The organism is Streptomyces sp. NPDC003032 (assembly GCF_053591415.1).
Genome location: NZ_JBSFTT010000012.1, coordinates 1 through 21,100, shown reverse-complemented (window position 1 = coordinate 21,100; position 21,100 = coordinate 1). Strand labels below are relative to the sequence as shown.

21 protein-coding genes are annotated in these 21,100 nt (G+C 72.0%); 7 read left to right on the top strand and 14 right to left on the bottom strand.

What is annotated here, in order from left to right:
• Positions 1–151 precede the first annotated feature (151 nt).
• Positions 152–982 carry an SURF1 family protein gene (locus ACWDZ7_RS18555; protein ID WP_451798144.1) on the top strand — a complete coding sequence of 277 codons (831 nt, stop codon included), beginning with the start codon at positions 152–154 and terminating at the stop codon, positions 980–982.
• Here the strand turns inward: ACWDZ7_RS18555 and ACWDZ7_RS18550 are convergent.
• The 7 genes from ACWDZ7_RS18550 to ACWDZ7_RS18520 form a co-directional block, all read right to left on the bottom strand.
• Positions 979–1,929, bottom strand: coding sequence for a hypothetical protein (locus ACWDZ7_RS18550; protein ID WP_451798143.1), 951 nt, complete (start codon positions 1,927–1,929; stop codon positions 979–981). The two genes, ACWDZ7_RS18555 and ACWDZ7_RS18550, sit on opposite strands and share 4 nt — an antisense overlap.
• 308 nt (positions 1,930–2,237) lie before the next feature.
• Positions 2,238–2,906 (bottom strand): SigE family RNA polymerase sigma factor, encoded by a 669-nt coding sequence (locus ACWDZ7_RS18545; RefSeq protein WP_451798142.1) that lies wholly within the window; start codon positions 2,904–2,906, stop codon positions 2,238–2,240.
• A gap of 362 nt (positions 2,907–3,268) precedes the next feature.
• Complete coding sequence (locus ACWDZ7_RS18540; protein ID WP_451798141.1) at positions 3,269–4,327, bottom strand: aspartate-semialdehyde dehydrogenase; 1,059 nt, start codon at positions 4,325–4,327, stop codon at positions 3,269–3,271.
• Complete coding sequence (locus ACWDZ7_RS18535; RefSeq protein WP_451798139.1) at positions 4,324–5,604, bottom strand: aspartate kinase; 1,281 nt, start codon at positions 5,602–5,604, stop codon at positions 4,324–4,326. Before ACWDZ7_RS18535 ends, ACWDZ7_RS18540 begins: the two co-directional genes overlap by 4 nt.
• A gap of 231 nt (positions 5,605–5,835) precedes the next feature.
• A complete protein-coding gene (locus ACWDZ7_RS18530; protein ID WP_451518963.1) occupies positions 5,836–6,504 on the bottom strand; it encodes a DUF5063 domain-containing protein in 669 nt (222 codons plus the stop codon).
• Positions 6,497–7,096 carry a recombination mediator RecR gene (recR, locus tag ACWDZ7_RS18525; protein WP_125514107.1) on the bottom strand — a complete coding sequence of 200 codons (600 nt, stop codon included), beginning with the start codon at positions 7,094–7,096 and terminating at the stop codon, positions 6,497–6,499. Before recR ends, ACWDZ7_RS18530 begins: the two co-directional genes overlap by 8 nt.
• Positions 7,097–7,183: 87 nt before the next feature.
• Positions 7,184–7,525, bottom strand: coding sequence for a YbaB/EbfC family nucleoid-associated protein (locus ACWDZ7_RS18520; RefSeq protein WP_451798138.1), 342 nt, complete (start codon positions 7,523–7,525; stop codon positions 7,184–7,186).
• Positions 7,526–7,811: 286 nt separating this feature from the next.
• Between ACWDZ7_RS18520 and ACWDZ7_RS18515 the strand changes: the two genes are divergently transcribed.
• A complete protein-coding gene (locus tag ACWDZ7_RS18515) occupies positions 7,812–8,576 on the top strand; it encodes an SLATT domain-containing protein (RefSeq protein ID WP_451798136.1) in 765 nt (254 codons plus the stop codon).
• A gap of 50 nt (positions 8,577–8,626) precedes the next feature.
• Here ACWDZ7_RS18515 and ACWDZ7_RS18510 read toward each other — a convergent pair whose 3' ends face one another.
• The 5 genes from ACWDZ7_RS18510 to ACWDZ7_RS18490 form a co-directional block, all read right to left on the bottom strand.
• A complete protein-coding gene (locus ACWDZ7_RS18510) occupies positions 8,627–9,277 on the bottom strand; it encodes a hypothetical protein (protein ID WP_451518966.1) in 651 nt (216 codons plus the stop codon).
• Between the two features lie 99 nt (positions 9,278–9,376).
• Positions 9,377–11,836, bottom strand: coding sequence for a dolichyl-phosphate beta-glucosyltransferase (locus ACWDZ7_RS18505; RefSeq protein ID WP_451798135.1), 2,460 nt, complete (start codon positions 11,834–11,836; stop codon positions 9,377–9,379).
• Positions 11,833–12,531, bottom strand: coding sequence for a GntR family transcriptional regulator (locus ACWDZ7_RS18500; protein ID WP_451798133.1), 699 nt, complete (start codon positions 12,529–12,531; stop codon positions 11,833–11,835). The genes ACWDZ7_RS18505 and ACWDZ7_RS18500 overlap by 4 nt, the downstream gene beginning before the upstream one ends.
• Positions 12,532–13,012: 481 nt before the next feature.
• On the bottom strand, positions 13,013–14,371 hold the full coding sequence (locus ACWDZ7_RS18495; protein ID WP_451798132.1) for an aminotransferase class III-fold pyridoxal phosphate-dependent enzyme: 1,359 nt from the start codon (positions 14,369–14,371) through the stop codon (positions 13,013–13,015).
• A gap of 158 nt (positions 14,372–14,529) precedes the next feature.
• Positions 14,530–15,138: a hypothetical protein gene (locus ACWDZ7_RS18490; protein WP_451798130.1), complete on the bottom strand. Its 609-nt coding sequence runs from the start codon at positions 15,136–15,138 to the stop codon at positions 14,530–14,532.
• A 94-nt stretch (positions 15,139–15,232) separates the two neighbouring features.
• Between ACWDZ7_RS18490 and ACWDZ7_RS18485 the strand changes: the two genes are divergently transcribed.
• Complete coding sequence (locus ACWDZ7_RS18485; RefSeq protein WP_451798128.1) at positions 15,233–15,922, top strand: response regulator transcription factor; 690 nt, start codon at positions 15,233–15,235, stop codon at positions 15,920–15,922.
• Entirely contained in the window at positions 15,922–17,259 is a 1,338-nt protein-coding gene (locus tag ACWDZ7_RS18480; RefSeq protein WP_451798127.1) for a sensor histidine kinase, read from the top strand. Before ACWDZ7_RS18485 ends, ACWDZ7_RS18480 begins: the two co-directional genes overlap by 1 nt.
• Here ACWDZ7_RS18480 and ACWDZ7_RS18475 read toward each other — a convergent pair.
• Positions 17,198–18,004 (bottom strand): VTC domain-containing protein, encoded by an 807-nt coding sequence (locus ACWDZ7_RS18475; protein WP_451798125.1) that lies wholly within the window; start codon positions 18,002–18,004, stop codon positions 17,198–17,200. The genes ACWDZ7_RS18480 and ACWDZ7_RS18475 overlap by 62 nt on opposite strands.
• Positions 18,001–18,687, bottom strand: coding sequence for a DUF4956 domain-containing protein (locus tag ACWDZ7_RS18470; RefSeq protein ID WP_451798124.1), 687 nt, complete (start codon positions 18,685–18,687; stop codon positions 18,001–18,003). Before ACWDZ7_RS18470 ends, ACWDZ7_RS18475 begins: the two co-directional genes overlap by 4 nt.
• A gap of 170 nt (positions 18,688–18,857) precedes the next feature.
• Between ACWDZ7_RS18470 and ACWDZ7_RS18465 the strand changes: the two genes are divergently transcribed.
• The 3 genes from ACWDZ7_RS18465 to ACWDZ7_RS18455 form a co-directional block, all read left to right on the top strand.
• Positions 18,858–19,454: a DJ-1/PfpI family protein gene (locus tag ACWDZ7_RS18465; RefSeq protein WP_451798123.1), complete on the top strand. Its 597-nt coding sequence runs from the start codon at positions 18,858–18,860 to the stop codon at positions 19,452–19,454.
• Positions 19,455–19,468: 14 nt separating this feature from the next.
• A complete protein-coding gene (locus ACWDZ7_RS18460) occupies positions 19,469–19,951 on the top strand; it encodes a MarR family winged helix-turn-helix transcriptional regulator (protein ID WP_451798122.1) in 483 nt (160 codons plus the stop codon).
• A 79-nt stretch (positions 19,952–20,030) separates the two neighbouring features.
• Positions 20,031–21,100 (top strand): serine/threonine-protein kinase (locus ACWDZ7_RS18455; RefSeq protein WP_451798120.1); only part of this gene is annotated, 1,070 nt, incomplete at its 3' end.

Here is a 21,100-nt window from a genome sequence, read left to right as displayed (position 1 = left end):
CGCGTCGAAGGGGCGAGGTAGGGCGGGTGGGCGGAAGAACCGTCGCGGCGCGACGGGGGGGTGCGCGAAGGGGGGTGGACCGTCGCGGAGCGACGGGGGCTCGCGGCACCCCACGGCTCAGCACCCCGCAGGGGCCCCGTACCGTGGAGGTGTGTACCGGTTTCTGCTGACGCCCCGATGGTGGGGGATCAACGTCTTCGTCGCGCTGGCCATCCCCTTCTGCATCTTCATGGGCTCCTGGCAGCTCAGCCGCTTCGAGGACCGCGTACAGGACCACGAGTCCGCCAAGGAACAGGCCAGGGAACAGGCCGAGGAGCACGGCGCCCACGGCCGCCAGGCCAAGGCCAAGCCCCTCGCTTCGCTGCTGCCCGTCGACCAGGAGACCTCGGGCGAGCAGACCACGGCCACCGGCCGGTACGGCAAGCAACTCCTTGTCCCGGACAGGGAGTTGGACGAGAAGCGCGGCTTCTACGTACTGACTCTGCTGCGCACCGACACCGGCAAGTCACTGCCCGTGGTCCGCGGCTGGCTCCCCGGCGACGCGAGCACCGCGAAGGCCCCGGCCGCCCCCACGGGCGAGGTCACGGTCACGGGCGCCCTACAGGCCTCCGAGAGCCCCGGCTCCAACGGGGTCAGCGCCGCCGGCGGCCTCCCCCAGGGCCAGCTGGGCGCGATCAGCTCGGCCTCGCTCGTCAATCTCGTACGCGACGACGTGTACGACGCCTGGGTCACCCTCGACAAGGGCGACTCCGGGATGAAGGCGGTCCCGGCGACCGCGCCGGGCAACACCGGCCTGGACCTGAAGGCGTTCCAGAACCTCGGCTACACCGGTGAGTGGTTCGTCTTCGCGGGCTTCGTGGTCTTCATGTGGTTCCGCCTCTTCCGCCGCGAGGCGGAGTTCGCCCGCGACGCCCGCCTCGGCCTGCTGCCCGAAGCCGAAGCCGGAGCTGAAGCCAGAACAGACGCCGGGGCCGGCGCCTAAGACGCCGGCAGGATCCCCGTGCGGTAGACCGTCCCCGCGCACGCGTTGGTGACCGTCGCCCCCGCCGAGGGCGCGCCCGCCTCCGCGGTCAGGGACACCACGACGCTGCCGTCGGCCACTCCACCGTCCGTCCGCTCCAGCTGGGGCTCCGTGCCGTCGGGCGTTCCGCCCTCCGTGGTGCCGCCGCCGTCGGTGGGCGTGGGGTTCGGCGTGGGCTCGCCGCCGTCCGTCGGACACGCTTCCGACGGCACCCAGGCGAACCGCACCTCGTACGCCGCGCCGGGCTGCAGGACGAGCGGGCTCGCCTCCAGTGAGGGGTCGGGCAGGGCACCCGCGGCGTCGCCCGCAGTGTGGTCCACCACGGTGACCTTCACGGGGTCGGCCGCGCCCTGCGCCGTGACGCCGACCGCGCCCGCGGCCTCGACCGTGCAGCTGCTGTCGGAGACGTTGGTGACGCGGAAGCTGCCGTACACCTTGTTGTCCACGTCCGGCGCGCCCGCGCTGCCGGTGGCGCCGAGCTGGGCGGCGGAGCAGACGGGCGAGGTGGCGGCTTCGGAGGCGCCGGGGTCGGGTGATCCCGTACCGCCACCGCCCGTGCCACCCTTCCCCTTGCCGCCCCTCTTGCCCTTCTTGTCCTTCTTGTCCTTCTCTTTGGACTTGCCGGGCTTCTTGTCGGAGTCCTTCTGTCGCTCGTCGGGGCCCTTGCCCTGGCTGGAGCCGCCCTGTGACTCCTGGCTGTTGCCCGCGATCGAGGGCCGGTCGTCCGAGCCGCCACCGGAGTTGGTGACGTGCACCAGGGCGGGGACGGCGGTGCCGATGAAGAGCGCGGCGGCGGCGAGTCCGACGACGGCCTGCCGCTTGCGGGCCCTGCGGGCGGGCACCGCCTGCCGCAGGTGTTCGAGGGAGCGCTCGCTCGGCTCGATCTCCTGAACGGCCTGCCGCATCATCCGCCGCAGCGCGAGCTCACCGGAATCCGGACCGCCCGAACCGACGCCGCCGGAATCCAGACCGCCAGAGCCCGAACCGCCGGAGCCCGAATCGCCGGAACCAGGACCGCCAGAAGCGCCCCCCTCGGCTACCCCCTCACCGACACCTTCGGCATCGACGCCCTCGGCACCAACCCCCCCGGCGCCAGCCCCCTCCGCGCCGATTCCCTCGCCACGATCACGATCCGGTCCATCCTCGGGGTCGTGATTCACGTTTCCGTTCCCGCCATGCCGCTCAGATCCGCCCTGCTCGTCACGCTTGCGCTCATTCATGCCGGCGCCCCCATGGCGACCCTCAGGGCCGCGATGCCGCGCGAGCCGTACGCCTTCACCGAACCGAGCGATATGCCCAGGGTCTCGGCTACCTGCGCCTCGGTCATGTCGGCGAAGTAGCGCAGCACGAGGACCTCGCGCTGGCGCCGCTGGAGGCCGCGCATCGCCTTGATCAGCTCGTCGCGCTCCAGCAGGTCGTACGCGCCCTCTTCCGCGCTCGCCATGTCCGGCATCGGCTTGGAGAGCAGCTTCAGGCCGAGGATGCGCCGCCGAAGGGCGGACCGCGAGAGGTTCACCACGGTCTGGCGCAGATAGGCGAGCGTCTTCTCGGGGTCCCGCACCCGCTTGCGCGCGGAGTGGACGCGGATGAACGCCTCCTGCACCACGTCCTCGCAGGACGCCGTGTCGTCCAGGAGCAGCGCGGCGAGGCCGAGCAGCGACCGGTAGTGGGCGCGGTAGGTCTCGGTGAGATGGTCGACTGTGGTGCCCGCGGTCATGGTCATGGTGTCGTCAGCGCCTTCACGCTGCGACGGAATGCGGGCGGGCCGCGCCGCGGGCATGGGCGCGATCACCGGCATGCCACCGGCCGCGCGGGTACGACGAGGGGGACGCAGCGCTGCCGCGCCTCTCGCCTGTACCGCTGTGAAGTCGAGTACCTCTGCCACGCCTGTTGGACACGCTTCCCCCCGTCAGGGTTGTACGCGTCCGGCATCGCGTTTGCGGCGAGTCGCGCGGGCACCGCTCGTGACGATGCATCAAATGCCCCCATGCGTACCAGCTCTTCCCCTATGCCCCGTTTTTCGCGGCGCTCAGGCCGCCCAGAGGGCGACCGCTAAAGACGCCCCCCGCCCCGTCGCCGGTTGCAGTGATCGGACGCGAATCTTCGAACGCGCAGATGATCCAGTTCGAAGCGCCCTGGCCACCGAGTTGGACACAGAACTTACACAGATCCCACAGGCGCCCCCGCGCTGGGGCGGCATACCGATCAGTTCGTGACGGCATACCGATCGGTCGGGCCCGGCGCGAGTCAGCCGGCGGTGAACTCCCCGGCCACCAGCTCCGCGATCTGCGCGGTGTTCAGCGCGGCGCCCTTGCGCAGGTTGTCCCCGCACACGAAGAGCTCCAGCGCGGTCGGGTCGTCCAGCGCGCGCCGCACCCGGCCCACCCAGGTCGGATCGGTCCCGACCACGTCGGCGGGGGTGGGGAACTCCCCCGCGGCCGGGTTGTCGAACAGCACGACGCCGGGCGCGGTGGCGAGGATCTCGCGCGCGCGGTCGACCGTGACCTCGTCCTCGAAGCGGGCGTGGACGGTCAGGGAGTGCGTCGTGATGACGGGCACGCGCACGCAGGTGGCGGCGACGCGCAGCCCCGGCAGTCCGAGGATCTTCCGCGACTCGTCCCGGACCTTCATCTCCTCCGACGACCAGCCGTCGTCCCGCAGCGTCCCGGCCCACGGCACGACGTTCAGCGCCACGGGCTCCGGGAAGGGCCCCGTGTCGTCGCCGACGGCCCGGCGTACGTCCCCGGGGCTGGTGCCCAGCTCGGAGCCCGCCACGAGCTTCAGCTGGCGGCGCAGCGTCTCCACGCCGTCCCGTCCGGCGCCGCTCACGGCCTGGTACGAGGAGACGATCAGCTCGCGCAGCCCGAACTCGGCGTGCAGCGCGCCGACCGCCACGATCATGGAGAGCGTCGTGCAGTTGGGGTTGGCGACGATGCCGCGCGGCCGCACGCGCGCGGCGTGCGGATTGACCTCGGGCACGACGAGCGGCACGTCCGGGTCCATCCGGAAGGCCGCGGAGTTGTCGACCACGACGACGCCCTTGGACGCGGCGAGCGGCGCCCATCGCGCGGCCACCTCGTCGGGCACGTCGAACAGGGCGACGTCGACGCCGTCGAAGACCTCCTCGGACAGGGCGAGGACCTCGACCTGCGCACCGCGCACGGCCAGCTTGCGGCCGGCCGAGCGCGGTGAGGCGACGAGTCGGATCTCGCCCCAGATGTCGGCGTGCTGCGACAGGATCTGGAGCATGACCGTGCCGACGGCCCCGGTCGCTCCGACGACCGCGAGCGTCGGCTTTCGGCTCATCGGCCGGTGCCTCCATAGACCACGGCCTCGTCCGTGTCGGAGTCCAGGCCGAAGGCGGTGTGCACGGCGCGCACGGCCTCGTTCACGTCATCGGCGCGCGTGACGACCGAGATGCGGATCTCGGAGGTCGAGATCAGCTCGATGTTGACGCCCGCGTCGCTGAGCGCCTCGAAGAAGGTCGCCGTGACACCGGGGTTGGTCTTCATACCGGCGCCGACGAGGGAGATCTTCGCGATCTGGTCGTCGTAGCGCAGGGAGTCGAAGCCGATGGCCGACCGCGTCTTCTCCAGGGCGTCGATGGCCTTGCGGCCCTCGTCCTTCGGAAGGGTGAAGGAGATGTCGGTCAGGCCCGTCGAGGCGGCCGACACGTTCTGCACGACCATGTCGATGTTGACCTCGGCGTCCGCGATCGCGCGGAAGATCGAGGCGGCCTCGCCCGGCTTGTCCGGCACGCCGACGACCGTGACCTTGGCCTCGGAGGTGTCGTGCGCGACACCGGAGATGATGGCCTGCTCCACCTTGCGGGCTCCTTGCTCGGCGTGTGATTCGTTGCTGACCCACGTGCCCTGGAGCCCGCTGAAGGACGAGCGCACGTGGATCGGGATGTTGTAACGGCGTGCGTACTCCACACAGCGGTGGAGGAGCACCTTGGACCCGGAGCTGGCGAGCTCCAGCATGTCCTCGAACGAGATCCAGTCGATCTTCCGCGCCTTCTTCACCACACGCGGGTCGGCGGTGAAGACACCGTCCACGTCCGTGTAGATCTCGCACACCTCGGCGTCGAGGGCGGCGGCGAGGGCGACGGCGGTCGTGTCCGACCCGCCGCGGCCCAGCGTGGTGATGTTCTTGCCCTCCTGGCTCACGCCCTGGAACCCGGCGACGATGGCGATGTTGCCCTCGTCGATCGAGGTCCTGATCCGCCCGGGGGTGACATCGATGATCCGCGCCTTGTTGTGGACGGAGTCGGTGATGACGCCGGCCTGGCTGCCGGTGAACGACTGGGCCTCGTGCCCCAGGTTTTTGATCGCCATGGCGAGCAGCGCCATGGAGATCCGCTCACCAGCGGTCAGCAGCATGTCGAATTCCCGCCCGGCGGGGATCGGCGACACCTGCCCGGCAAGATCGATCAACTCATCCGTCGTGTCGCCCATCGCCGACACCACGACAACGACCTGATGGCCGTTCTTCTTGGCGTCGACGATTCTCTTGGCGACCCGCTTGATGCCCTCGGCATCGGCTACGGAGGAGCCTCCGTACTTCTGCACGACAAGGCCCACGTGCGCTCCTCGCTCAATCCGTTGTGCGGTCGGCTCAGTTTAACGAGCGACCGAAATTCGCCGCGCGGATACCACATCGTGAGATGTCCCGCTCACTGAGTGATCACCACAGGCATACGTCCCCGCTTGTCGGGTCGTACGTTCCGGCCGCTCGGCATGGCACATGCCCGCTGTGGAGCGCTGCACTCCGGAAAGTGGGAGGGGTCACAGCCGCACTACCGCACCGCCGTACTACTGCAACGGCTTCACCGTGTGCAGACCCAGCGGTCCCGCGATCTCCTCAGCCATCACCCTGCCCGCCTCCTCGGCGAGCGCGTCCTCGGCCAGATCCTCGTCCGTGTCCAGGCCGTCGAGGTCTTCCAGGGGCTGGTTCAGGCGTACGTGGGCCACCAGGGACTGCAACGCGCGCAGGGCGGCCGACGCGGTGGAGCCCCAGTTCGAGAAGTACGAGAACTGCCACCACCACAGGGCCTCCACCGTGCGCCCCGCGCGGTAGTGCGCCAGGCCGTGGGAGAGGTCGGCGACGACGTCCGCGAGGTCGTCCGAGATACGGGCGGCCACCGGGGCCTTGCGGGGCTCGTACGGGTCGAAGACCTCGGAGTAGACGTCGATGGGCTCCAGGAGCAGCGCGAGGCGCTCGCGGAGGTCGTCCACGTCCTGCTCGGGGCCGAGGTCCGGTTCGTACCGCTCCTCGGGGACGATGTCCTCGTGCGCGCCGAGACGGCCGCCGGCCAGCAGGAGCTGGGAGACCTCCAGGAGGAGGAAGGGGACCGCCGAGTCGGGCTCGTCGCCCTTGGCGACCTCCCTGACCGAGACGATGAAGCTCTCCACCTGATCGGAGATCTGCACCGCGAAGTCGTCCGGGTTGTCGATCGCGGTGTTCAGCGTGGCGTCAGACATCTAGGAGTCGTCTCCCCTCGAAAGCGCGGCCCAGGGTGACCTCGTCCGCGTATTCCAGATCTCCCCCGACAGGGAGTCCGCTGGCCAGGCGGGTGACCTTCAGGCCCATGGGCTTGATCATGCGGGCGAGGTACGTCGCCGTGGCCTCGCCCTCCAGGTTCGGGTCGGTCGCCAGGATCAGTTCCGTGACCGTGCCGTCGGCGAGCCTCGCCAGGAGTTCCCGTATCCGCAGGTCGTCCGGGCCCACGCCCTCGATCGGGCTGATCGCCCCGCCCAGGACGTGGTACTTCCCGCGGAACTCGCGGGTCCGCTCGATCGCCACGACGTCCTTCGGCTCCTCGACGACGCAGATGACCGAGAGGTCGCGGCGCGGGTCGCGGCAGATGTTGCAGAGCTCCTCCTGCGCGACGTTCCCACAGGTGGCGCAGAAACGGACCTTGTCCTTCACCTCCAGGAGCGCGTGCGCGAGGCGGCGCACGTCGGTGGGCTCCGTCTGGAGGATGTGGAAGGCGATCCGCTGCGCGCTCTTGGGACCGACGCCGGGCAGCCTGCCCAACTCGTCGATGAGGTCCTGAACCACGCCTTCGTACAACGGAACGCCTTTCCTGAAGATCCTGGGGCCCTGAGGTCCTGAGAAGGTTGCCGACCCTCTACGTACGGTAGTTGGCCGGGGGGTTTCTTAGAAGGGAAGGCCCGGGATGCCTCCGCCGCCCAGGCCCTGGGCCAGCGGGCCGAGCTTCTGCTGCTGGAGCGTCTGCGCGTTCTCGTTGGCCGCCTGGACCGCCGCGACCACGAGGTCCGCCAGCGTCTCGGTGTCCTCGGGGTCGACGGCCTTCGGGTCGATCACCAGGCCGCGCAGCTCGCCGGAGCCCGTGACCGTCGCCTTGACGAGACCGCCGCCCGCCTGGCCGTCGACCTCCGTGCGCGCGAGTTCCTCCTGCGCGGTCGCGAGGTCCTGCTGCATCTTCTGGGCCTGCTGGAGCAGCTGCTGCATGTTGGGCTGGCCACCACCGGGGATCACGATCAGCTCTCTTTCCTACGGGTCCACGTGGCGGGGTTTCCGCCTGAAACGAGCCTACGTGGTCAGGGGTGCCGACGCCCCAGCACTCTTTCGAGTGAGGCGGACCGTCTTCCCATACCTGATCAAGCACCTCTTCCGGGCGGAAAAGCGGCGAACCCGGGCTCGGGCCCACCCATTGGGCGGTAGGACTTGTGCCACCGCATCGGCACGGAACGTTGCGCCGCCGCAGGAAGCAGGAACAGCGGGAACAGCGGGAACAGTCAGGGATCTCGTAGAGGAGTGCCGGGTGAGCCAGCCGGAGATGCAGCCCGAGGGGGTGCCCCCCGAAGGGCAGGGTGCGGGGGCGGGTGCCGGTGCGGCCGCCGGTGCGGGCGGGCAGCGGCTGGGGGACCTGACCGGGCGGGTCTTCCCGCTCGGTGACTGGGGCGAGCCCGCCGAGCGGCTCGACGAGCTGTACCGGTGGGTGGAGCAGGGCGCGCTGACCACCGCCGAGTGGTATCTCACCGACCGCGGCTGGAAGCGGCGCGGGGCGCGGCTGCTGCGGGCGGGCGCCGCGCTGGGCGCCGTGGGCGCGGGGGCGCTGCCGCTGCTCGATCTGGCCGGGGCCGTGGAGTCCGTGGCCTCGTGGGGCTTCGTCTCGCTGCTCGCCGGGGTGGCGTGCGTGGGATGCGACCGGTTCTTCGGGCTCACGTCCGGGTGGATGCGGGACGTGGCGACCGCGCAGGCCGTGCAGCGGCGGCTGCAGGCGCTCCAGTTCGACTGGGCGTCGGAGAGCGTGCGGGAGGTCCTCGGGCCCACGGAGGGGACCGCGGGGGAGGCGGCGGAGCGGTGCCTCGGCGTGCTGCGGAGGTTCTCCGAGGACGTGACGGAGCTGGTGCGGGCGGAGACGTCGGACTGGATGGTGGAGTTCCGGGCGGGTCCCGTGCCGCTGGTCATGCAGTCGATGGTGCCCGGGCACGCCCGGGAGGCTCCGGCTCCCCCCGGGCGGACTCCGCTGCCGCCCGGGGCGCGGCCGAACATGCCTCGGCAGCGGCCGCCGGAGCCGAGGTAGACCTCCGGAGCCGAGCCGGGGCTCTGATGCCTCGGGCGGGCTCGTCTCCCTCAGCTGTAGATGATCATCGAGCCTTGCGCGAGGCTGCGTGTCGTCGCCGCGTGGAGGCCCAGCCAGACATGGCGTTCCCTGGCGAAGGGGCTCTCGTCCGGAGGGGCCGGGGCCGCCGGTTCCTCCAGGGACGTCGGGGCCGCCGGTGGCCGGGGGGCCTGGGGAGGGTTCGACGGATCTATGCCGATCGACGGGGCGACGAACTCCAGTTCCCGCAGAAGCGCCTGGGAGGAGCCCAGCGGGCCGCCGCCCGCGAGGAGTTCGTCGTTGGAGAGCGGCGCCGGGAAGTCCACGGGGACGTACGCACCCGCGTGGTCGTAGTGCCAGACCAGGTGCGACTGCTGGGCCGTGGCGTCGAACATCTCCAGCAACTGCTCGTAGTCCCCGCCCAGTTCGTCCACCGGCGTGACTTCGAGGCCGCAGATCCGCAGGAGGTAGGCGCGGCGCAGGAAGTGCAGCGCGTCGTAGTCGAAGCCCGCGACCGGGGCGACGTCACCGGAGAGGCCCGGCATGTACGAGAAGACGGGGACGGGCGGGAACCCGGCCTCGTGCAGCGCCTTGTCGTAGGCGGCGATCTCTTCCGCGAAGGGGTTGTCGGGGCTGTGGCACAACACATCGACGAGCGGGACCAGCCACAGGTCGCAGGCCAAAAGAAGACTCCTCGGGTCAGGGTCGGTGGACGGGACGTTCGTAGCTGTGCAGCCGTGCGTTGCCTCGCGTTCAGGCAGCGTAACCGCGCCCCGGGTCCGCTAGCTGCCCTTGTGCGCATCCCGGTTGTCCCGGCCGTCGCCGCCGCGTTCGTACAGGTCCCATACCCACACGCCGTCCACCCACCGCGCCCGCCGCCCGACGAGCGCGTCCACGGTGGTGCGCAGCGCGGCGTCGTGCGGCTGCGGGGGCAGCACAAGGACGCCCGCCTTCCAGTACGCCAGGTCGTCGCGGGCCGCCTGTCGCCAGGCGGCGCTGATCTTCGGGACGCGGCCCGACTCGCTCACGTCGCGCAGCAGGTTCGAGGTGTTGCGGGGCACGGGTCCGTAGATGCCTACGCGGTCCGGGCCCCAGGGGCCGTTGAAGTAGCCGCCGGGGAGGCGGAAGCCCAGGCCGGCGACGGTCTGCCAGTGCAGGGCCTCCGCATGGGCGGCGTCGGGCACGGGGATCGGTACGAGCGTCTCGTCCTCGCCCAGGTACGCGCGCCAGGTGCCGTGCGCGATGAACGGCGGTACGTCGACCCGGTCCACGGCCTTGAGCGGCGCGGGCACGATCGGCAGCAGGGCGAGGGCGACGGCGGCCAGACCCGCGTACCGGGTGGCGCCCCGGTCCGCCGCCGACAGGCGGGCGAGGGCCAGCGCGAGGAGCATGCCGAGCGCCGGGGCGCACACCATCGCCACACGCCCCTCGATGACGGACTCGAAGAGCGGCCGGTGGCGGATCATCGCCCACGGACCCGGCAGGACGACATCCGTCAGCGGAATGCGGAACTTCGGGCCGAGCGAGAGCAGCGCCGCCGCGAGCACCGTGCAGGCGAGCGCCTTGACCACCGCGCGCTCCCACAGTCGTACGACGATCGCGAAGGCCAGCGCGGTGAGCGGCCAGCCGTAGAAGGCGTTCTGCTCGGTCGGGTTCAGGGCGAGGGCGTCGGCGCTCTCCTTGGCGCCCGCCAGCGAGCGCTCCGCGAAGGAGATGAAGGCGAGCGGGCTGTTGCCCGCGTTGTCGCCGTGCAGCACGCTCTTGTAGCTCTGGGCACCGAAGAACTGCCAGTAGAGGGGGTAGGCGACCAGCGGGAGCGTGACCGCGAGGGCGATGCCGATGCCGCGGGCGAGCGGGCGCCAGGACGCGCGTGCCACGTCCCGGCGTACGACCGCGTACGCGAGGGCGAAGAGCAGCATGCCGAGCGCCGCCAGCAGGAGCGGCTCCTCTCCCAGGAAGATCTGGTACGTCGTGAAGAGGCCGAGGACGACCCCGTCGCGTACGACCCGGGTGCCCTCGCACAGCCGCAGCGCCCTGTCGATGATCAGCGGGATCATGAACAGGACGATGAAGTTCGGGTGGGCGTTCGCGTGGCTGATCATCGGGGGCGCGAAGGCGGCGAGCGCCGCGCCGACGGCGGCGGCGCCCCGGTGGGCGACCAGTCGCCCGACGATCAGCCAGTACCAGGCGACGGCGGTGGCGGCCAGGCCGCCGGTCATCGCCACGTTCAGGGCGAGCGCCGGGCCGAGGAGCCAGGTCACGGGGGCGAGCGGGACGGAGAGGCCGAGCATGACCGTGTTGGCCATGAGGTTCACGCCGTCCGGGAAGTTCTGGAGGGTGGTGAAGAGCGGGTTGTCGAAGTGGCGGACATTCTCCGCCGTCACCGCGAAGAACCACTCCCACTGGTTCTGGTCCTGCATGGAGTCGGGGATGTAGCGGTGGGCGGGGGACGTCCAGCGCTGCGCGTAGAGGGTGACCGACAGGGCCAGGAAGAGGAGGGCGACGAGGACGTCGGCGCGGCGGATCGTGCGGCGGACCGCGCGGGCCTTGAGGAGGGTCAGTTCGGCGAGGACCCTGACGTAGTCCAGGGGCCTGACCTTCGAGCCCTCCTGGTGGGACCAGCGCACGGGCACCTCGGCGACCGGCCAGCCCGCCCGGCGGAAGTACTGGAGTATCTCGACGTCTATGCCCCAGCCGCGCAGCCGGGACGCGGCGAAGGCCTCACGGGCGCGGTCGCCGTCGAAGAGCTTGAAGCCGCACTGGGTGTCGCGGACTCCGGGGACGGCGACCGAACGTATGAGGAAGTTGCCGGTCCGGCCGAGCAGCTCGCGCAGGCGGTGCTGGTGGGCGCCGATGGTCGCGCCGGGGCGGGCCCGGGAGCCGATCGCGGCCGTGTGCCCGTCGGCGAGCGCCTTGTCGAGGTGGTCAAGCTCCTCTATGGGCGCGGCCAGGTCGGCGTCGGTCACCAGGACGCGACGGCCGCGGGAGGCCAGGACGCCCAGGCGCAGGGCGTGGCCCTTGCCGCGGTTGCGGTCGCTCCGGACGAGCTGGACGCGGGGGTCGTCGGCGGCCGTTTCGGCGGCGATCTCCGCGGTGCGGTCGGTGGAGCCGTCGTCCACGACGATCAGCTCCCACGCGCCCTGGTCCGTCGAGTCGAGGTGTTCGCGGATGGCGGCGAGGGTGGGGCCGAGGCGGCGTTCTTCGTTGTACGCGGGGACGACGACGGTCAGGTCTGCGCTCATGCGGTGGCCAGGCGCTCTATGAGGGACAGGGAGTGGGCGTTGTACTCCACGACGATCGCGTGGGCGCCCGTCGGATCGCGGCGCGCCAGGGCGTCGACCAGCTCGGTGTGCCCGGACCAGAGCGCGCCGCGCAGGTCGCCACCGCCTCCCTCGCTCCAGCGGCGCAGATGGGTGACGGCGCACACCCACGACTTCACGCGCAGGCGGTGCAGGAAGTCGGAGAGGTAGGGGTTGCCGAAGAGGGCGCTCAGCTCGCGCCAGAACCGGAGGTCGTAGCCGATCAGGACGTTCAGGTCACCGGCGCAGGCCGCGCGGGCGGCCTCCTCGCCTCGGCGGCGTACGGAGGTCAGCGCGTCGGCCATGTCGTCGCGGGCCCCGGGGTTCTCCGCGAGGTCGCGGAACATGCCGTCGGCTATGAGGCTGCGGGCCTCCAGCATGCCGCGGTAGTCGGCCAGCGTGTGCTCGTGCACGCGGAAGCCGCGGTGCTGGTCGGCGTCCAGGAGACCCTGCGCCGTCAGGTTCACCAGGGCCTCGCGGACGGGGGTCGCGGAGACGCCGTACTGGTCGGCGATCTCCTTGACGGTGAACTCCTGGCCCGGCTCCAGCCGGCCCGCGAGGACCTCGTCGCGGAGGGCGTCGGCGATCTGCTGGCGCAGAGTGCTGCGGATGACGGCGGGGCCGTCGGTGCCGGGCATCTGGGTTCCCCCACGGAGTCTGGCGTGGTCGCCTGGTGCGGTCGTCTTGCTGGTCTCGCTTACTAGCGCGGGGAGGTCAGACTACGCGGTGGGGGGTCTGGGGGGCGGGGGTGGTTCTTCCCGCGGGGGTTGTTCGGGGGGTCCTGGCCCGCCGCTGCGCGGCGGATGTCTCCCACCCACCCACTCGTTTGCCCCGGGTTGAAGGGGCGGGGGCCATGGGTGGGTGGGGAGTCCCGCCCGGGTAACCCACCCCGCCCCCGGCCGGTCCACCCACGCGGGACCCTCGCACCTGCCCCAGCCGCCACGGCCCAGGCCCAGGACCACCGCCCAGAGGCGGTCCTCGGGGACAGGGGGCGGGTGGGTGGGAAGTTCCGGCTGGAGAACCAAGGGGCGGGGACAAGGGCGGGTGGGGAGTCCGGCCCGGGGAGCCGAGGGGCCGGGTGTGAGCCGGGGGTAGGCCCAGGGGCCCGGCGCCGCGCCGTTAGGCCACGTGGGTGTCCGCTTCTGTGAGCGCCGCGTCCAGCGCCGCGAGGCCCTCCTTCGCCTCCGTCTCCGTGAGGGTGCACGGCGGAACCACATGGGTGCGGTTCATGTTGATGAACGGCCACAGGCCGTGCTTCTTCGCGGCGGCGCCGAACGCCGCCATCGGGGCGTTCGCCTCGCCCGTGGCGTTGTAGGGGACCAGCGGCTCCCGCGTCTCCCTGTCCTTCACCAGCTCCAGCGCCCAGAACATGCCGAGGCCCCGCACCTCGCCCACGCTCGGATGCCGCTCGGCCAGCTCGGCGAGGCCCGGGCCGATCAGCTCGGCGCCGAGGCGGGCCGCGTTGTCGATGACGCCCTCGTCCTCCATGACGTGGATCGTCGCGACGGCCGCGGCGCAGGCCAGCGGGTGCCCGGAGTACGTGAGACCGCCCGGGTAGGGCCGCCGCGCGAAGGTCTCGGCGACGGCACCGGATATGGCGACGCCGCCCAGGGGCACGTAACCGGAGTTGACGCCCTTGGCAAAGGTCAGCAGGTCCGGCACGACGCCCTCGAAGTGGTCCACGGCGAACCACTTGCCGGTCCGCCCGAAGCCCGCCATGACCTCGTCGAGGATGAAGACGATGCCGTACCGGTCGCAGATCTCGCGGACGCCCGCGAGATAGCCCGGCGGCGGCGTCATGATGCCCGCGGTGCCGGGGATCGTCTCCAGGATGATCGCGGCGACCGTCTGCGGGCCCTCGAAGACGATGGTGTCCTCCAGGTGCTGGAGGGCCCGCTCGCACTCCTGCCGCTCGTTCTCCGCGTAGAAGCGCGAGCGGTACAGGAACGGCGCCCAGAAGCGGACGACGCCCGCCGAGCCGCTGTCGGAGGCCCAGCGGCGCGGGTCACCGGTGATGTTGATGGCCTGCTGGGTGCCGCCGTGGTACGAGCGGTACGCGGAGAGCACCTTCGCGCGGCCCGTGTGCAGACGGGCCATGCGGACGGCGTGCTCGACGGCGTCGGCGCCGCCGTTGGTGAAGAAGATCTTGTCCAGGTCGCCGGGGGTCCGCTCGGCGATGAGGCGTGCGGCCTCGGAGCGGGCCTCGATGGCGAAGGCGGGCGCGAACGTCGTCATCGTCGCCGCCTGCTCCTGGATCGCGGCGACGACCTTCGGGTGCTGGTACCCGATGTTGGTGTAGACGAGGCCGCTGGTGAAGTCGAGGTAGCGGTTCCCGTCGTAGTCCCAGAAGTACGAGCCTTCGGCACCGGCGACGGCCGGTGGGTCGATGAGTTCCTGTGCGGCCCAGGAGTGGAAGACGTGTGCGCGGTCCGCGGCCTTCACGGCGGCGCCGGCCTGCGGGTTCGGCTGAGGGGTCATGGGGCCGAGGGTAAATGTCCACGGAGTGGACACGACATGGGCGTCCTGTCTGACGTCGGTGGCGGAACCCGACACTGTGTCGCATGACCACCGGGAGCAGCCTCATCGGCCTCGGCGGTCTCGGTCGACCCCGTCGGCCCCGCCAGCCCCGGTCGGCCTCAGTCGTCGTCCGTGTCCGCCACGACCTTCGCCCGCGGCCCGTCCGCCGTGCACCGGATCTCGTACGGCAGGTCGTCCCGCTCGTCGTCGTCGCCCGGCTCCGCCTCCAGGCGTACGACGGCCGCGGGGCCCCGCTCCACGTCGTCGTCGATGTGGAACCCGTCGGCGGGGCTCCAGGAGACGAGGAAGACGGTGCCGTCGGGACGGCACTCCACGGTCGCCGCCCCACCGGTGAACCGCACGCTGGACCGCTCGGCGGACGGCGGAGACGCCTTCCCGGTGGGCTCCCCGGTCGGCTTCCCGCTGGGCTTCTCCGTAGAAGCGGCACCGCCACCGGGCTTCTCCGTAGAAGCGGCACCGCCACCACGCTTCTCCGTAGACCCCGCCCCGCCACCCGACGGAGACGAAGCGGAACCCCCCGCCCCCGCGGCGGGCGAATCCGCCGCCTTGGCCAGCGCCTTCCGTACCGCCGCCTCATCCAGCGGCCGGCTGTGCGCCGCGTCGCCCCCGCTGTCCGAACCGGCCAGCTGCCAGGCGCCCAGCGCCCCCGCCGCCGTACCCACGGCCACCCACGCCGCCGTGCCGACGGCGCTCCGCCACTTCCTCATCCCGCCACTGTGCCGCATCGTTTCCTAACGCCCGGTTAAGACCCCGACAACGCCCCCGTCGAAGCTCCCGCCCGCCCCTGACTACGGTGGTTGTATGGCGCATCTTCTCGTCGTCGAGGACGACCCCCAGCTCCGCGGCGCGCTGGTGCGGGCCCTGCGCGACAAGGGCCACGCGGTGGCGACCGCGCCGAGCGGCATGGCGGGCCTGGACGCGGCCGTCACCAGCAGGCCCGACCTGGTCGTCCTGGACCTCGGCCTGCCGGACGTCGACGGGGCGCAGGTCCTGCGGATGCTGCGCGCGGTCAGCGACGTGCCCGTCATCGTGGCGACGGCCCGCGACGACGAGCCGGAGATGGTCACGGTCCTCGAGGCCGGCGCGGACGACTACATCGTCAAGCCGTTCGGGGCGGCGCAGTTGGACGCCCGCGTCAAGGCGGTCCTGCGCCGCCTGGGCGTGACCGGGACCGAGGAACCCCTGCGCGTCGGCGGTCTCTCCATCGACCCGGCGTCCCGCGACGTCACCCTGGACGGCACGGTCATCGATCTGACGCCCCGCGAGTTCGACCTGCTCGCGTTCCTCGCGCGCCGCCCCGGCCAGGTCGTATCGCGCCGCGAACTCCTCGCCGAGGTCTGGCAGCAGCCGCTGGGCGGCGCCGACAAGACGGTGGACGTCCACCTCTCCTGGCTCCGCCGCAAACTGGGCGAGACGGCCCAACACCCGCGCTACCTCCACACGGTCCGCACGGTGGGCGTGAAGCTCACGCCCCCGGAGGAGCCCGCCTGATGCGCCGCAGCCTGCTCCTCCTGACGGCGGCGACCACCGCCCTCGTACTGACCGCCCTGCTCGTCCCCCTCACGCTCCTGACCCGCACCCACGCCGCCGACCGCGCCACGGCCGAGGCCACCGCACGGGCCCAGTGGGTGGCCCACGCCCTGGGCCCCGCCCTGGCCACCGCCGACGAGCGGGAGACCGCCGAGCAGACGGTGGAGAGCGTCAACGGCAAGGGCTTGCCCTCCACTTCACTGATCCTTGCGGACAACACGGTCATCGGTCCGCCCGTCCAGAGGGGGACGGCCACCACCGCCCCGATCCGCCTGGCCCGCACCGGCCGCGCCTTCACCTACGAGCCCGCGTCCGGCGGCCGCCTGGTCCTGGTTCCCGTGCAGGGCGCGAGGAGCGGCACGGCGGTGGTCCAAGTGACCCTGGCCGAAAACCAGTTGTACGCGGGTACGCTCGCCTCCTGGCTCGTCCTGGCCGGGATCGGTGTAGGTCTCGTACTCCTCGGTCTCCTCCTGGCCGACCGCCTCGGCGCCCGTCTTGTCGGTGCCACTCGCCGCCTCGCAGGCACGGCGGACCGCCTGGCCGCCGGTGACCTGACCGCCCGCGCGACCCCGGAGGGCCCGCCCGAACTCCGCCTGATCGCGGGCGAGCTGAACCGCCTGGCCGCCCGCATCGACGAACTGCTCACCGCCGAGCGGGAGAACGCCGCCGACCTGGCCCACCGCCTGCGCACCCCGGTGGCCGCCCTGCGCCTGGACGCGGAGACCCTGCGGGACCCGGACGAGGCGGTCCGGATCGCGGCGGACGTCACCGCGCTGGAGCACAGCGTCGACGAAGTGATCCGCAAGGCGAGGCGCCCCCTGCGTGAGGCGCCGCGCGCGGACCTGGCGGCGGTGGCGCGCGAACGGGCCGCGTTCTGGCAGCCGTTGGCGGAGGACCAGAACCGCGTTACCAGCACCACGACGCCCGCTCACACCGTCCTGGTCCCGGTCCCGGAGGACGAACTCGCCGCCGCGCTGGACGCGTTGATCGGCAATGTCCTGGACCACACCCCTCAGGGCACGGCGTTCTCCATCGAGGTCGTCAAGACCCCCGCCCACGAGGCGGAGCTGACCGTCGCGGACGAGGGCCCCGGCTTTCCCGACACCACGGCACCCGACCGCGGCACGAGCGGCGCGGGCTCGACGGGCCTCGGCCTGGACATCGCCCGCCGCACCGCCGAGGAAGCCGGCGGCCGCTTCGAGACGGCGAGCACACCGGAGGGCGCCCGCGTCACCCTCACGTTCCCGCCCGCACCCCGCGAGGGAACGCCGTCCGCACCGCCCGCGCCCACCGGTTGATCCCCAGCTCGGGCCGGACCGCCGCGTATCCCCCGCAGTACTTGGTGAACTCGGCGGCCCGCACCCCGAACCGGTGCAGCACCCGGTCGGCGTCGGTCAGGTGCCCCTTGGTCTTGGTCTCGACGAGGACGAGCCCGCTGTCGGCGGCGGCCGTCCGCCCCGTCGCCGTGTCCCGCACGACCAGCCCCGCGTCACAGGTGATGCGCTGCCCGTCGGCGACGAACGTGGCCCGCTGGTAGTCGGTGACGAGCGAGGCGGTCAGGCACTCCGGCGCCTCGATCCCGTACGACCCCCTCAGCACGCCGGCGAGGAATCCCCGCCGCGCCTCGTCCAGGGCGTGGTCGTCGCCTTCGAGCCGCTGCCGGTGCTTGACGGTCTCGCCCCGTCCGCTCTTCAGCTTGATCTCGAACTGCCGCTCACCGCTGTCCTGGTAGACCCGCTCACGAATGCGGTAGCGCAGCCGCCGCCCCTGGCGGTGGTCGTGGAAGGTGCCCAGCTCAGGGGTGTCGTAGTACGTCGAGTGGTAGCGGAACCAGCGCTTCCCGCCGATGCTGAGCGCCCGGAAGGGCCCGGCGGCCCGCCGGGGGTCGGTCAGCAGCGACGCGAGGTCCTCGAAGATCTCGACGGGCACGAGATAGCTGTTGTCGTAGCGGGCGAGCAGCTCCGCGCGGGCGTTCACCTCGTCGAGAGTGATGGGGTGCGCGGCGAGCGCGGCGCGGCCGATGGCGCGTACGGCGGGGTTCACACGGTCTCCTTCGGGTGGCTGGGGGCGATCGTGCGGGACCGGGTCGTGCGTCGTCGTTGTCCCTCGGGTTCCTGGTGCGGGCGTCGGGCCGTCTTCCGTAGGAACTCCCCGGACCGTATCGAAGGTTCCGGCTGCCGGAAGCGGACTTCCAGAATCATGAGGTCGCGTACGTAGTCGACCTCCCGCACGGTCCAGCCGAGCGGCTCCCCGAGGCGCCGCGCCAGCTCCGCCCGCAGGGCGGTCTCCTCGCGGAACACGGCGTCCAGGGTGATGACGGCCCGCCGGTCGTACGCGAAGAGGCGGGGGTGGTCGGCGCCGTACATGACCACGAGCAGCACGCCCGAGAGCCCGGCGGCGACCGGCAGGCTGAGCGCCGGAAGGCCGCAGAGCAGGCCGAGCACCAGGGTGATGAAGTAGTACGCGACTTCCTGGTGCTGGAGCGCGTCGGAGCGCAGCCGCACGATCGAGAGCACCCCGAAGAGCCCGAAGCCGAGCGCGAGCCCGCCGTCGCCGCCGACGGTCCCGAGCCCGGCGACGACCGCGAACAGGGCGACGTTCAGGGCGAGATACGCCGGGACCAGCTCGCGCCTGCGGTGCCGCGGATAGAAGACTCCGAAGGTCAGCAGCGCGACGGCGACGAGGTCGAGGCCCAGATGGGCGCTGAGGGTCAGTGTGCTGTCCATGACCAGGACGCTAGGGAGCGGCGGGTTAAGGCCGCCCCTCCCGGACGTTAACGAAGCGGTTCCCTACCCTCGGATTTTTTGACAGCACCCTGTCCATTTGACAGGATACTCACACAGGCCCGACGCGCAGTGAGCCGCAGCGATACGACATTCACCTCCCGGAGGCCCTCATGTCCCGCAAGCCCGTGCACCTGGCCGTCTACGACACCTTCGCCGACTGGGAGACCGGCCACACCACGGCGTGGCTCGCCCGCGTCGGCTACGGCATCCGCACGGTCGCCGCCTCCGCCGCCCCCGTCACGTCCATCGGCGGCCTGCGCGTCCAGCCGGACCTGACACTCGCCGAACTGCGGCCCGAGAACAGCTCGTTGCTGATCCTGCCTGGAGCCGACCTGTGGGACACGAGCGAGGACCTCGCGCCGTTCGCCCGCACGGCCCGCGCGTTCCTCGACGCCGGGGTGCCCGTCGGCGCGATCTGCGGGGCCACGGCGGGGATCGCCCGCGAGGGGCTGCTCGACGACCGGTCGCACACCAGCGCCGCGCCGATGTATCTGGCGGCCGCCGGCTACAAGGGCGGTGAGCGGTACGTCGAGGCGGACGCGGTCACCGACGGCGACCTGATCACGGCGGGCCCGACCGAGCCGGTCGCGTTCGCACGGGAGATCTTCGGGCGGCTCGGTGATGTCTTCGAGGGCGAGAAGCTCGACGCGTGGTACCGCCTCTTCCACGACTCGGACCCGGCGGCGTACGAGACGCTGAACGCGTAGACGGGGAGACGACTATGACGGAATCGGCGCGCCGCGCCCAGCAGGAGCTGCTCAGCCGCACCGCCCTCGCTGTATTCCGCCTGAACGGCCAACTACTCGCACGCTCCGAGGAGTTGGCTCGCCCCGCCGGGCTTACCGCCGCCTGGTGGCAGGTGCTCGGCGCCGTGCTGCGCGAGCCCCTGCCGGTGGCGGGGATCGCCCGCGCGATGGGGATCACGCGGCAGAGCGTGCAGCGCGTGGCGGATCTGCTGGTGGGCAAGGGCCTCGCCGAGTACGTGCCGAACCCGGCGCACCGCCGTGCCAAGCTGCTGCGGCCGACGGACGAGGGCAGGGCGGCCGTGGCGAGGATCGGCCCGGGGCACGCGGAGCTGGCCGGGTGGCTGGCGGCGGTGCTCGGTGAGGACGAATTCGTGCAAACGGTACGGGTGTTGGAACGCCTGTCCGAGGTGCTCGACGCGGTCTCGGAACCGGATACGGAACCCGTTACGGAACCGTAGAGGGCGGGGTGGCTGCCGCTGTCGTAGCTCCGCACTATCCTCACCCTGTTGCACACCAATGGGGGAGGTCGGTGCGGCGATGGAGAAGCTCGGGCCCGGAGATCCGCAGCGGATCGGCGCGTATCGGCTGCTGGCGCGGCTCGGCGCGGGCGGCATGGGGCAGGTGTATCTCGCGCGGTCCGGCAGGGGCCGCACGGTCGCGGTCAAACTGGTCCGCCAGGAGCTCGCCGAACAGGACGAGTTCAGGAACCGCTTCCGGCAGGAGGTGCAGGCCGCGCGGCGGGTCGGCGGCGCGTGGACGGCGCCGGTCCTGGACGCGGACACCGAGGCGCCGATCCCGTGGGTCGCCACGGGGTATGTGGCCGGGCCCTCGCTGCAGAGCGTCGTCTCGCGCGACCACGGGCCGCTGCCCGAGCGGTCCGTGCACATCCTCGGCGCCGGGCTCGCCAACGCCCTCAAGGACATCCACGCGGCGGGCATCGTCCACCGCGACCTCAAGCCGTCGAACGTGCTCGTCACGATCGACGGCCCGCGCGTCATCGACTTCGGCATCGCCCGCGCCCTGGAGACGGTCACCGACGGCGGCCTGACCCGCACCGGCGCGCTCGTCGGCTCGCCCGGCTTCATGGCGCCCGAGCAGGTGCGCGGCGACCGGATCACGCCGGCCTGCGACGTGTTCTGCCTCGGCTCCGTCCTGGCGTACGCGGCGTCGGGCGCGCTGCCCTTCGGTACGGCCAACAGCGGGGTGCACGCCCTGATGTTCCGCATCGCCCAGGAGGAGCCGGACCTGACAGGGCTCCCCGAGAACCTCGCCGAACTGATAGCCCTGTGCCTGCGCAAGGACCCGGCGTCCCGGCCCACCCTCGACGACGTCCTGGAGCGGACAGGCGCGCAGGACACCCTCAGCGAAGGGGGCCGCACTCTTGACCCCTGGCTGCCGGGGGCGCTGGTCGCGCAGCTGGGGCGGCATGCCGTGCAGTTGCTGGACGCGGAGGATCCGGATGAGTCCGGGGGTGGCTCGGGGGACGATGCCGCGGCGGGTGCTGGGGCTGGGGGCTCGGGGGCGGGGGCTGCGGGGGCTGGTGTTGCGGGGGCCGCGGGGGCTGGGGCCGCTGGAGCAGCGGGCTCAGAGCGGAGGGGCGGCGGGGA

Bases quoted from the DNA above. Each gene is read 5' to 3' on its own strand.
- ACWDZ7_RS18550 (WP_451798143.1), bottom strand. From the start codon at position 1,929: ATGATGCGGCAGGCCGTTCAGGAGATCGAGCCGAGCGAGCGCTCCCTC.
- ACWDZ7_RS18540 (WP_451798141.1), bottom strand. From the start codon at position 4,327: ATGAGCCGAAAGCCGACGCTCGCGGTCGTCGGAGCGACCGGGGCCGTC.
- ACWDZ7_RS18530 (WP_451518963.1), bottom strand. From the start codon at position 6,504: ATGTCTGACGCCACGCTGAACACCGCGATCGACAACCCGGACGACTTC.
- ACWDZ7_RS18505 (WP_451798135.1), bottom strand. From the start codon at position 11,836: ATGAGCGCAGACCTGACCGTCGTCGTCCCCGCGTACAACGAAGAACGC.
- ACWDZ7_RS18500 (WP_451798133.1), bottom strand. From the start codon at position 12,531: ATGCCCGGCACCGACGGCCCCGCCGTCATCCGCAGCACTCTGCGCCAG.
- ACWDZ7_RS18495 (WP_451798132.1), bottom strand. From the start codon at position 14,371: ATGACCCCTCAGCCGAACCCGCAGGCCGGCGCCGCCGTGAAGGCCGCG.
- ACWDZ7_RS18490 (WP_451798130.1), bottom strand. From the start codon at position 15,138: ATGAGGAAGTGGCGGAGCGCCGTCGGCACGGCGGCGTGGGTGGCCGTG.
- ACWDZ7_RS18485 (WP_451798128.1), top strand. From the start codon at position 15,233: ATGGCGCATCTTCTCGTCGTCGAGGACGACCCCCAGCTCCGCGGCGCG.
- ACWDZ7_RS18480 (WP_451798127.1), top strand. From the start codon at position 15,922: ATGCGCCGCAGCCTGCTCCTCCTGACGGCGGCGACCACCGCCCTCGTA.
- ACWDZ7_RS18470 (WP_451798124.1), bottom strand. From the start codon at position 18,687: ATGGACAGCACACTGACCCTCAGCGCCCATCTGGGCCTCGACCTCGTC.
- ACWDZ7_RS18465 (WP_451798123.1), top strand. From the start codon at position 18,858: ATGTCCCGCAAGCCCGTGCACCTGGCCGTCTACGACACCTTCGCCGAC.
- ACWDZ7_RS18460 (WP_451798122.1), top strand. From the start codon at position 19,469: ATGACGGAATCGGCGCGCCGCGCCCAGCAGGAGCTGCTCAGCCGCACC.